Source organism: Latilactobacillus graminis DSM 20719 (assembly GCF_001436415.1).
GTDB classification, from domain to species: Bacteria; Bacillota; Bacilli; order Lactobacillales; family Lactobacillaceae; genus Latilactobacillus; species Latilactobacillus graminis.
In genome coordinates, this window is sequence record NZ_AYZB01000005.1 from 144,089 (window position 1) to 156,038 (window position 11,950).

The 11,950-nt window shown below is 40.1% G+C and carries 9 protein-coding genes; 6 read left to right on the top strand and 3 right to left on the bottom strand.

Annotated elements, in window-relative coordinates:
- The first annotated feature begins 102 nt into the window (after positions 1-102).
- Together xylB and FC90_RS03000 are read left to right on the top strand one after the other, a co-directional pair.
- Positions 103-1,611: a xylulokinase gene (gene xylB, locus FC90_RS02995; protein ID WP_057907821.1), complete on the top strand. Its 1,509-nt coding sequence runs from the start codon at positions 103-105 to the stop codon at positions 1,609-1,611.
- A gap of 145 nt (positions 1,612-1,756) precedes the next feature.
- Positions 1,757-3,832, top strand: coding sequence for a DNA topoisomerase III (locus FC90_RS03000; protein ID WP_057907822.1), 2,076 nt, complete (start codon positions 1,757-1,759; stop codon positions 3,830-3,832).
- Positions 3,833-3,886: 54 nt separating this feature from the next.
- Here FC90_RS03000 and FC90_RS03005 read toward each other — a convergent pair whose 3' ends face one another.
- A complete protein-coding gene (locus tag FC90_RS03005) occupies positions 3,887-4,732 on the bottom strand; it encodes a DNA/RNA non-specific endonuclease (RefSeq protein WP_057907823.1) in 846 nt (281 codons plus the stop codon).
- A gap of 89 nt (positions 4,733-4,821) precedes the next feature.
- Positions 4,822-5,577 (bottom strand): AraC family transcriptional regulator, encoded by a 756-nt coding sequence (locus tag FC90_RS03010; protein ID WP_057907824.1) that lies wholly within the window; start codon positions 5,575-5,577, stop codon positions 4,822-4,824.
- A gap of 113 nt (positions 5,578-5,690) precedes the next feature.
- Between FC90_RS03010 and FC90_RS03015 the strand changes: the two genes are divergently transcribed.
- Positions 5,691-7,925 carry an FAD-dependent oxidoreductase gene (locus FC90_RS03015; protein ID WP_057907825.1) on the top strand — a complete coding sequence of 745 codons (2,235 nt, stop codon included), beginning with the start codon at positions 5,691-5,693 and terminating at the stop codon, positions 7,923-7,925.
- 17 nt (positions 7,926-7,942) lie between these two features.
- Entirely contained in the window at positions 7,943-9,250 is a 1,308-nt protein-coding gene (locus FC90_RS03020) for an MFS transporter (RefSeq protein ID WP_057907826.1), read from the top strand.
- 55 nt (positions 9,251-9,305) lie between these two features.
- Here the strand turns inward: FC90_RS03020 and FC90_RS03025 are convergent, their stop codons facing one another.
- The gene (locus tag FC90_RS03025) at positions 9,306-10,298 is read right to left on the bottom strand and encodes a LacI family DNA-binding transcriptional regulator (RefSeq protein WP_057907827.1); all 993 of its coding nucleotides are present in this window, start codon (positions 10,296-10,298) and stop codon (positions 9,306-9,308) included.
- A gap of 137 nt (positions 10,299-10,435) precedes the next feature.
- Between FC90_RS03025 and FC90_RS03030 the strand changes: the two genes are divergently transcribed.
- Positions 10,436-11,602 carry a galactokinase gene (locus FC90_RS03030; protein ID WP_057907828.1) on the top strand — a complete coding sequence of 389 codons (1,167 nt, stop codon included), beginning with the start codon at positions 10,436-10,438 and terminating at the stop codon, positions 11,600-11,602.
- Positions 11,603-11,627: 25 nt separating this feature from the next.
- A partial coding sequence (locus tag FC90_RS03035) for an NAD-dependent epimerase/dehydratase family protein (RefSeq protein ID WP_157053034.1) occupies positions 11,628-11,950 on the top strand: 323 nt, incomplete at its 3' end.

Here is an 11,950-nt window from a genome sequence, read left to right on the forward strand (position 1 = left end):
ATAGATAATTAGAGTTAGATATTAAGACGGGGCTGAGACAAAATGACTTTTGTCCTGGTCCCGTTTATTTGTTAGGTTAAAAATTAGAGAGAGGGTTATTTTATGAGCTACGTATTAGGCGTCGATTTAGGGACGAGTTCGGTTAAAGTTTCTGCAGTTGATAAAACTGGGATGATTGTTGCCCAACAAAGTTATAATTATCCATTATCCCAACCCAAGCCGGGGTATAGTGAACAAAATCCAGAAGATTGGGTAACCGCCACGACAGTCGCAATTGATCGATTAATTTTAAAAGACGGGTTAAAACCAGCTGAAATCGAAGGGATTAGTTATTCAGGGCAAATGCATGGATTGGTATTATTGGATCAAAATAATCAAGTATTGCGGCCGGCTATTTTATGGAATGACACCCGAACAACAAGTCAATGTGAAGAAATTCTAGATGTGATGGGTCAAGCGTTTATTGATATTACGCGGAATGTGCCATTAGAAGGGTTCACGTTACCTAAGATTTTATGGGTTAAAGAAAATGAACCCCAAATTTTTAGTAAAGTTCAAACAATTTTACTGCCTAAGGATTATCTACGGTATCGAATGACCGGTAAAATTGCGATGGAATACTCAGATGCAGCTGGGACGGTTATGCTGGATGAAAATCAAAAAGAGTGGAGTACTGTGATTGCGGCGAAGTTTGATTTACCAATTAGTATTTTTCCACCACTTATTGAGTCAATCGGTTTAGCTGGGAATATTAGCGACTCTTATGCCACTTTCTCTGGATTATTAACGTCAACTCAAGTGTTCGGTGGAGCTGCAGATAATGCGGCAGGTGCCATTGGTGCTGGGATACTTGCGCCTAACATGGTCATGTCTTCAATTGGGACATCCGGTGTTGTATTAAAATATGAAGATGACACCTCAGTAGATTATAATGGTGGGCTTCATTTCTTTAACCATGCCATTCCAGACAAATATTATACAATGGGGGTAACGTTGGCTGCTGGTTATAGCTTATCCTGGTTTAAGAAAAATTTTGCACCAGAATTAAGCTTTAATGATTTTGTTGCCGATGCAGCCGGGTCAACAGTCGGAGCAAATGGTCTTTTATTTACGCCCTACATTGTTGGCGAGCGTACGCCTTATCCAGATGGCGATATTCGTGGTAGTTTTATCGGTATTGATGGGACTCATACAAGAAAAGATTTCACGCGGGCAGTAATGGAAGGGATTATCTTCTCGTTTGCAGATATTATGGCGATCTTTGCAGATAAAGGTAGTGATTTTGATACTGTTGTTTCAATTGGCGGTGGCGCTAAAAGCTCAACTTGGCTGCAGATTCAAGCAGATATTTTTAATAAGAAAGTCATTACTTTGCAAAATGAACAAGGCCCAGGGATGGGAGCTGCAATGATTGCCGCAGTTGGAGTTGGTTGGTTTGATAATCTGCAAGCATGCGCGCAAGCATTTGTTAACTACGGTCAAACTTATACACCTAATCCGCAACATGTTAAGCAATATCAAACGTTACACAAGTTATATAAGCAAGTTTACGGCCAGACAGCTACTATTAGTCATGCACTACTCGCTTATCGACGGGAAACACTAGCGTAATTTTTTAAGTGTTGGCAATCTAATGATTGTTAGCACTTTTTTTATAAATCAAATCAACTTTATTCTATATTTTGGTTCCTCCTCAACATGCGTTATACTATTAGTCAGTAACTAATTTAATCAATTGAATTAAGAGGAATTTTAAATGAGTAAAAAACTAGTCATTACGGAAAAGCCAAGCGTTGCTAAAGAGCTAGCTAAAGTTCTGGGAACCAATCAGAAAACTAAAACTTATTTTGAAGGCGATCAGTACGTCATCACATGGGCGTTTGGGCATCTTTTATCGCTACAATTACCAGAAGATATCAAAAAAGAATGGCAACAATGGCGTTTGGAAGATTTGCCGATTATTCCGAAACATATCGGTCTAAAACCGTTGCCTAAAACAGGTGGGCAATTAAAGGCCATCAGTCATCTAGCAAACCGCAAGGATATTTCAGGCGCAGTAATCGCGACTGATTCGGGGCGTGAAGGAGAAGCTGTTGCGCGTTATATTTTAGAATGGATTAAATTCGATAAGCCAGTTGAACGGCTCTGGATTTCATCACAAACAACCAAGGCGATTAAAGCCGGGTTTGCAAACTTAAAACCAGCTAAGCAGTTTGATAACTTGTACGCTTCAGCGCTTGCGCGGGGCCATGCGGATTGGTTGATTGGCTTGAACGTCACGCGGGCTTTAACCACCAAGTATGAAGATAACTTGTCAGCGGGTCGGGTGCAAACACCAACATTAGCTTTTGTGAACGAAACGGCGCAACAAATTAACCGTTTTAAACCGCAAACCTACTATACGATTCACCTGACGGTCGATCAACAACAAGCTGCCTTACAATTAGCAAACCCGCAAAGTATTAAGACGCGCCAAGCAGCCGACGAGCTAGTTGCACAACTCCAACAAGCGAAGGGGCAAGTTGTCAGTGTCAAAACAACGCAAAAATCACAGGTGGCGCCTTTACCATATGATTTAACGGAACTGCAACAAGTGGCCAATGCAAAGTATGGCTTATCGGCGAAAAAGACGCTGTCCTTAATTCAAGCATTGTATGAAATTCATAAAGTCGTCAGTTATCCACGGACGGATTCGAAATATCTCTCAACAGATATTGAGGAGACTCTGAAAGAACGTTTATCGGCATTGGTCAAATTTGATCCACGCGCTAAGCAATACTTGGGGCAAGGCAGTCAGGTTAAACAAAAAGCGGTCTTTAATGATGGCAAAGTAACGGATCACTATGCTTTAATTCCGACTGAAGAACCAGTCCGTGCCGAAAAACTATCAACGGATGAACTGCGGATGTATCGCTTAATCGTTGAACGCTTCTTAGGACTATTTGCCGATCCTTATGTGACAGCCGTTACGAAAGCCGCTGTTAAGTTTGGCGAACAAATCTTTACGTTTAAGCAAACAAAAGTCGTGCAACAAGGTTGGCATGCTACCGACAAAGAAGGCCAACTAACCGCAACGGTTGACTGGCAAGAAGGGATGGCAGTTCGCGCCAATTTTGCGGTTAAAGAACAATTGACGACCCCCCCTAAGCCATTGACTGAAGGGACGTTGCTCGGGAAGATGGAACACTACGGTTTGGGAACGCCAGCCACCCGTGCGGAAATCATCGAAAAATTAGTCCGTAGTGAACTCTTAGAACGGCAAGGCCATGCTTTAGCAGTAACACCAAAAGGTCAGCAACTTTTGCAATTGGTTAATCAGACGTTAGTTTCACCAGAATTGACTGGGAAATGGGAACAATCACTTGAAGCGATTGCCAAAGGCCAAGAAAATCCGAAGGCGTTCATCACTGAAATCGAGGGGGCAACTAAGACCTTGGTTAGTGAAATTAAAAAGAGCGAGACAAAATACCGTGATTTTGCAGTGACAAATAAGAAATGTCCGGAATGTGATCATCCGTTAAAAGAACGGAATACGCGTGACGGCAAGTTTTATGTCTGCACAAATTGTCATTATCGGCGCCGAAAAGATCCGAAGGTTTCCAATCATCGTTGCCCACAATGTCACAAGAAAATGGTGATTATTGAAGGACAAGGTGGCGCGTACTTCCGGTGTCTTAATGATGGGACAACGGAAAAGATGCTTGATAAAAAAGACCGTAAGAAGAAAATCTCTAAACATGAAGAGCGTCGCTTGATTCAAAAAGTGAACCAAGCAGATGAGCCAGCGGAAAGTCCATTAGCCGCTGCATTGCGTAAGGCAATGGAAAAATAAGCTAGCAAAAGAGGTATCAACTAGAATTATTCTGGTTGATACCTCTTTTTTTGTTTAGAAAAGTTGTTTGACTTGTTGTTTGGTGCGATCAGCAATGTTTTGACCGTCTTTGACTTGCATGCTAGCATCTAGGTGAGAACGGCCAGTCATGTAATCGAATGCGACGCCGGGTTCAACATTCCAGACGTAATCGTTGAAATTCAGTGTGCCATCTGTTGAAATGGCCTGAACCCAGTAACCGCGCGGCATTAGTTCATTACCACGGAAGACGGTGGTGACTTTGTAAATCACTTTTTTATTCGCTTCTAAAGCTGTACGGACCTTTTCTTCAAAAATCTGCATCGTTTTTTGATTACTGTACTCACTCTGGGTGGCTAGGTTAAGCGGATTATCTAAACTACCTGGTTGACCAGCTTGGAAGTTACCATGCTGATCAAAATTGAAAGTGAGTGTATAAGCAATCAAGTGGCCACGATTTTGCGGTGTGATTCGGCGGCCGTTGACAATTAGTGGTTGATTATGCCAACCTGTTGGACTCCAAATTTGGCGCGTCCGTCCTTCTGATTTACCCAGATTCCGCTTTGATAAGTAAGCTGTGGTGCTAGTTGTTCGGTTAAGTTGGTCGAGTTGCCCATAGACGATTTTTTCACCTTGCCAATCCGTTGCTGTTAATTGGCTTTGATCGTTATTAATTGGTAGATAGGCTGTAGCTCCGTTTTTAAAATCTTGATCAGCGATGGCTTGATAATCAGGGCTGACTGGCGGTGTTTGTTTAGCTGCTTGCTCAGTGGCAACTGTAGTAGGCAACACATTTTGTAAAACGTTGTTACGACCACCGAGATAACCAACTACTAAAATAGCGATGGTTAAGATGGTCCGGCTAATTTTTTTTGTTTTCAAAAGAGATACTCCTTACATGACTCACTCAATTTATTATACAGCTTTTCGAAGTTGGGTGTGGTGTTAAAGCCTAATAAGTTAATGTTGTGTTATACAATGTGCTTTTTTCGATAATGAATAGGTGAACACTTTAAGTATTTTCTGAATGTTCGACTAAGATAAAAAGCATCGTTAAATCCAGTTTTATCAGCAATTTCCGATAGGGAGTCATCAGTAGTAATAAGATATTCTTGGACCTTTTTAAGTTTTAATTTAGTGTAATAGGTAATCGGGGATTCTCCAATGACTTGTTTAAAATTTCTTGAAAAATAGGCCGGATTTAGGTCAACTAGATGAGCGATTTCTGAAACGGTCAGATCTAGATGATTTTGCATAATGATAGTGGCTTGCGCAATGGTTCTGTTCTTCGCTTGTTTGAGGTTTAAATGATGTGATTGTAGCTGTTCTAAATTACTTTGGATAAATAAATCTTGAACAATATGAGCTCTAATGACCTGTGCTTGTGAGCTTAGATTAAAAGTTGTTTTGCGCAAAATAGTACAATTTTCAATAAAACGTTGGTTGGCAAAGTGATGACGGCCAACCAATTGTTGCTCATTGCTTTCTAGTTTGGAAGTAATTCGGATAAAATGAAAGGTCATTGGTGTCATCATATTTCGAAAAAAATCACAGTAAGGCGGAATCAGTAAGATATCGTTGGCGCCTGCAATTCCTTTAAAATTATCGAACTGATACTCACAGCGGCCACTTTCAATAATATACATAATCCAGTGACTATCTGTGTCGTGATCAAGTTGAAAGTGAGCTTTGTTTTGCCAATACATATATCCTTGGGTTGTAATCATCTTCTTAAACCTCCGACCGTATGTCAAAATAATACATGTTTTCGTAAAAAAAGTAAATTGTGTATCTAATCACAATGACGTATCGTAAAGGTATTAATCAGGGAGGTACTTTTATGCGACGAGAAAATGTAAACGCAGACATCACTGTGATTGGCGGTGGACTGGCTGGAACATGTGCAGCAATTGCGGCAGCACGTTTAGGGAGAAAAGTAGCATTAGTACAGAATCGTGGTGTTCTAGGTGGTAATTCAAGTAGTGAAGTTCGTGTATGGGTGGCAGGAGCCACGAAACATGGCGTGAACCGTTATGCACGTGAAACAGGTATTATGGGGGAATTATTTGTTGAAAATCAATACCGTAATCCGGACGGTAATCCGTATTTATGGGATGCGTTGCTGATGGAAAAAGTGCGTGATGAAGCCAACATTTCATTATTTCTAAATACAGAAGTAACTGCTGTCAAAATGGATAACCAAAAAGGAATTAAGAGCGTTGAAGGGTTCATGTCTGGTTCGGAGCGGATTATTACCTTTGAGAGTGCCTTTTTCATCGATGCCACTGGAGATGGGTTGGTTGGTTTCTTGGCCGGAGCCGAATTTAGCATTGGTCGAGAAGGATTTGAGAGATATCATGAGTCATTGGCGCCTAAATCTGGTGATAATGAGACTTTAGGGAGTACATTGTTCTTTTACACGAAAGATGTTGGGCACTCTGTAAAATACATTAAGCCGAATTTCGCCAAAGACATTACTAAGACAGCCATTATGAATAATCGAATTATTAAGAAAGAAGATAATGGCTGTGCCTATTGGTGGATTGAATGGGGCGGTGAATTCGATATCGTTCACGATAATGAAAAGGTACGTGATGAGTTACAAGCCGTTGTTTATGGTATCTGGGATTACATCAAGAATTCCGGCGAGTATGACGCTGATAATTTAACGTTAGACTGGATCGGTTCAGTGCCAGGGAAGCGTGAATATCGACGATTCACGGGTGAGTATGTATTAAAACAACAGGATATAGAGGATCAGACGTTATTTGAAGATCGAATTGGTTTTGGCGGTTGGTCGATTGATTTGCATCCAGCAACGGGGATGTATAACGATTCGGTAGGTGCGCAACATTCTGTTGCGGATGGTGTTTACCATATTCCGTATCGTATTTTGTATGCAAAAGAAATCAACAATCTGTTTTTTGCAGGGAGGGATGTGTCTGCCTCGCACATTGCCTTTGGGACCATTCGAGTAATGGCAACTTGTGCGGTGATGGGGCAAGCCGCTGGAACCGCAGCAGCATTTGCAGTTGGGAAAGGCATTAGGCCTACTGATATTTATCATGAACAATTGAATGATTATCAGCAGTTATTGCTACGTGAAGATGCTTCAGTACTAGGCGTAAAAAATGAAGATCAAGCAGATTTAGCCAGAAGTGCTGTAATCACAGCCTCACACACGCTAAAAGAAATTAATACGTTTACTTCAGGTGCCAAATTATATCAATTAAAAAAAGCAATTGCATTTTCGCTACCAGTGGATCCAGAGATTAAACAGTTAGACTTAATGGTGACTGCTACTCAAAAAACTAATCTGACAATCAAATGGTATGCGACGGGTAAACCACAAAACTATATTCCTGCAGAATTGGTTGGCGAGCAGACAGTATCATTAGTGGCACATTTTACTGGTTGGCAATCATTTGAGATTAATTGGCGGCCAGAGCATGCCCAAAACCTATTTGTTGTTGTTGAACCAAATGCGGACTGTTCTGTCTATTTAGGTGACGCTGCTTTTGCTGGGGTTCTTAGTTATTTAGATAATCCAATTGGGGAACTTAGTCAACCAGAATTACACGATTATACGCGTAAAAGTCCCTTACTATATTGGACCAATCAGAGGATTAATCGGAAAAATTTTGTGTTTAAAACACCAACAACCAATGCTTATGATGACAATAAAGTTCTTAACGGATTGGTTCGACCTTACGGTGGCCCAAATATGTGGGTTGCACCGGTTAATGGGACATCTGAATATCTCGATTTATCGTGGAATGAGCCAATGACCATCAAACAAATTAATTTAACGTTCAATGATGATGTGAACGAAGATATCATTAACTTACATCACCATCGAACTGCATTTGAAGTGGTTCCGGAATTGATAAAAGATTATCAACTACAATATGAAAAGAATGGTCAGTGGATTGAATTACTACGAGTATCTGACAATCGTGTTCGCCATGTTGTTCATCAACTTAAAACACCAATCATAAGCAGCAGATTAAGATTGAACTTGCTACAAACAAACGGCAGTCATCAATTTTCGATGAATGAAATTCGTGTTTATTAATATAGGAGGACAAATAGATGAACAATGTGGCTAAGAAACCTAAGTTATCGACACATATGCGTTACGTAATTTTAGCATTTGTATTTATCAATATTGTTATTAATTATATGGATCGCACAAACGTTTCAATTGCAATGCCGGAACTGGCCAAAGAAATCGGATTAACAACCGTTCAGCAGGGGTTAATTTTTTCAGCGTTTGGTTGGATTTATGCAGCGATGCAAATTCCAGGTGGGCTCTTATTAGATCGTTTCGGTTCGAGAATTATGTATTTTATTAGTCTTTTCGGATGGTCATTGATGACTGTTTTCCAAGCTTTTATCGGTAGTTTCGGACAATTAATGGGTCTTCGTTTAGGGGTTGGCTTCTTTGAAGCACCAGTTATGCCAGCTAATAATCGGGCTATTTCGTATTGGTTCCCAGAAGGTGAGCGTGGGTCTGCGATTGGAATTTATTCATCTGCGCAATTTTTAGGACTAGCATTTTCAACTCCAATCTTATATACAATTCATAATTCAATTGGTTGGCGCGGATTATTCATTATTACAGGCGTTATCGGAATTATTTGGTCAATTATTTGGTATACGTTCTATACCGATCCTGAAAAAAACCGATTTATTGGTGACGATGAATTAGCATACATTAGAGCAGGTGGCGCAATTACGGATGGTGATCGGAGTCTATCTGCAGGTGAACAAACACCAAAAGAAAAATTAAGTTGGGCCAATCTAAAACAGTTATTTACACGACGTTTGCTGGGGATTTATATCGGGCAATTTGCAATTTCAGGAACGTTTTGGTTTTTCTTAACTTGGTTTCCAACCTATTTAACGAAAGCGAAACATATTAATTTCATGCAAACTGGTATTTTATCAAGTATTCCTTATTTAGCAGCCTTTTGTGGAGTTATCTTGGCGGGGATTATCTCTGATCGGTTAATTAAAATGGGAAAATCGCCAAGTTTTGCACGAAAAGCGCCAGTCATCACCGGTTTGTTACTAACGCTTCTAATTTTGGGTGCTAATTATGTTTCGAGTCCAGTATTGATTATCCTATTCATGTCAGTTGCTTTTTTTGGCAATGGACTTGCAACAATTACTTGGGTTTTTGTAACGGCTTTAGCACCTAAAAATCTAATTGGCTTAGCAGGTGGAATTTTCAATGGTTGTGGTGCGTTATCATCAATTGTTATTCCAATTGTAATTGGCTTTTTGGTTTCAAAAGGTAATTTTTCATCAGCACTTGTCTTTGTTGCTGTGATAGCATTACTTGGTGCACTATCTTATATTTTCATAGTTGGTAAGATTGATTTAGAAAAAGACTAAATCAAACAGCTAAAAAGACGTTGTCAAACAGATTAGTTCTGCTTTGACAACGTCTTTATTTTGAACTATTACGTAGTGTCAGCGTTGTTCCAATCGTGATGACTTGGGGAATAATTTCGCTAGCGGCGAGTTGTTTAACCAATAACTCGGCAGCTGACTGGCCCATTTGTTCAGTGTAGACTTTAACGGAACTTAAAGTTGGGAACGTGTATTGGCAAATTGAGGTATCGTTGAAACTAATCAAGCTGAGTTGTTCAGGGACTTTGATGCCTGATTCATGTAAGGCGCGTAACGCTCCGACTGCCATTGCATCATTGGCAATGAAGAGGGCTTCTGGTAAATTGGAACTATGTTGTTGTAGTAATTGCATCATGAGTTGGTAACCTGATTCGGGTGTAAAGTCACCGGTTAAAATCCAATCGGGATGATAGTTTTTATGAGCTTTGAGTAACGCCTTAAAATGAATAAAACGGGGATCTGGTCCCAATTTAGTATTATCAGCAGTGCTCTCTTGACCAGTTAACATACCAATTTTAGTTAAGCCAGCGGTTGTAAAATGGTCGATTACGGATTTAACCGGTGTTTTGAAGTCGGTCATCACACAACTGACTTCATAATCTAGCGTGTTCATATCGACGAAAACGAGGTTGTGGTTGAGTTTTTTTAGGCGCTTAATCTGCGCAGGGCTGTACTTACCAATTACCACAGCGCCAGTTGCATCATGGAGCGGATCAAGTGGATCGTTTTGGAAGAAGCGCGTTACGCCATAACCGAGTTCTTTGAGCTTTTTTTCAACCCCAAGCCGAATTGAAAGGTAGTAGAGATCTTCCAATTCTTCTTTAGCGGTGTACCATTCAACAATCGCAATCTGACCACGATGGTTATGATTTTTCTTAGGATTTTTAGTGTAACTGAGGCTTTCGGCGGCTTCGAAAATGCGTTGTCGGGTTTGATCACTGACCGAAAGGGATTGATCGTAATTAAGAACGCGGGAGACAGTTGCGTTTGAAACTTTAGCTAGTTGTGCAATATCTTTAATAGTTGCCAAGGTGCACCTCTCAATTTAGTGTTTACTACTATCTAGTTTAGCATACTCCCTGAAAATAATGCGACGGATAAAAAATAGTTTGATTTTTTAGTAAATATTTAGTAAAATGAAAGCGATTAATAGAGGAGGAATTTACTATGAACATGACAGAATTAAATACCGCATTCGAAAACACATTCCACAAGGCACCAGAAGCGAGCTATTTCGCACCAGGCCGGATCAACTTGATCGGCGAACATACCGACTATAACGGTGGGCATGTTTTCCCAACGGCGATTACTTTAGGAACTTATGCAGTTGCAGCCAAACGTGATGATCAAACAATCAATCTTTTATCAGGAAATTTTGAAGATGCTGGTGTTATTTCATTTGACCTGAGCGATTTATCGTATCAAAAAGCACATAGCTGGGCCAATTATCCCAAAGGCATGATTGTTTACTTACAAGAACAAGGCTATTCAATTGATCAAGGTTTGGATATTTATCTGAAAGGTAATATTCCTAATGGGGCTGGTTTATCATCATCGGCTTCACTTGAATTATTAATGGGTGTGATTTTAGAAGACCAATTTAATTTAGATATCGACCGTGTTGATCTTGTCAAAACTGGTGTGATGGTTGAAAATAAATTTATCGGGGTTAACTCTGGGATTATGGATCAATTCGCCGTTGGGATGGGGCAAGCTAACCATGCTATCTTACTCGATACGAATACATTAGATTATGATCTTGTGCCAATCGACTTACAAGACAATGTCATCATCATCATGAATACTAACAAACGCCGTGAATTAGCAGATTCAAAATATAACGAACGACGCAGTGAATGTGAAAAAGCATTAGCCATTTTACAAGCTAAAAATGATATTCAATCATTAGGTGAATTAGATAATGAAACATTTGATCTACAAACCTACCTATTACAAGACGAAAATCTATTGAAACGTGCCCGGCATGCGGTTTCAGAAAACCAACGGACCATGAAGGCTCGTGAAGCGCTTAAGAACAATGATCTTGAACGCTTTGGTAAATTGGTTAATGCTTCCCATGTTTCATTACAATTTGACTACGAAGTGACCGGTATTGAACTTGATACTTTAGTTCAAACGGCATGGAAACAACCGGGTGTTTTAGGCGCCCGGATGACTGGCGCTGGCTTTGGTGGTTGTGCAATTGCGATTGTTGCGAAAGATCAAGTCGATAACTTCGAAGAAAATGTGGCTAAGACTTATACAGATAAAATTGGTTATGCCCCAAGTTTTTATGTCGCAGAAATTGCTGACGGTGCTAAGAAGTTAGATTAATCATTAAATTAGGAGGGATTTCAATATGTCAATTCTAGTATTAGGTGGTGCCGGCTATATCGGTTCCCATACAGTTGATCAATTGATTCAACGCGGTTATGATGTCGCAGTTGTCGATAATTTAGTCACGGGACATAAGGCAGCTATTAATGCCAATGCCCGTTTTTATGAGGGCGACGTGCGTGATAGAGAATTTATGCGTAATGTTTTTCAACAAGAAGACGTTAGTGGTGTGATTCACTTTGCGGCTTTTTCAATTGTGCCAGAGTCAATGCAATCACCATTAAAATATTTTGACAATAACACATACGGAATGACCGCTTTGCTCGAAGTAATGAATGAATTCAA

Bases quoted from the DNA above. Each gene is read 5' to 3' on its own strand.
- xylB (WP_057907821.1), top strand. From the start codon at position 103: ATGAGCTACGTATTAGGCGTCGATTTAGGGACGAGTTCGGTTAAAGTT.
- FC90_RS03000 (WP_057907822.1), top strand. From the start codon at position 1,757: ATGAGTAAAAAACTAGTCATTACGGAAAAGCCAAGCGTTGCTAAAGAG.
- FC90_RS03010 (WP_057907824.1), bottom strand. From the start codon at position 5,577: ATGATTACAACCCAAGGATATATGTATTGGCAAAACAAAGCTCACTTT.
- FC90_RS03015 (WP_057907825.1), top strand. From the start codon at position 5,691: ATGCGACGAGAAAATGTAAACGCAGACATCACTGTGATTGGCGGTGGA.
- FC90_RS03020 (WP_057907826.1), top strand. From the start codon at position 7,943: ATGAACAATGTGGCTAAGAAACCTAAGTTATCGACACATATGCGTTAC.
- FC90_RS03030 (WP_057907828.1), top strand. From the start codon at position 10,436: ATGAACATGACAGAATTAAATACCGCATTCGAAAACACATTCCACAAG.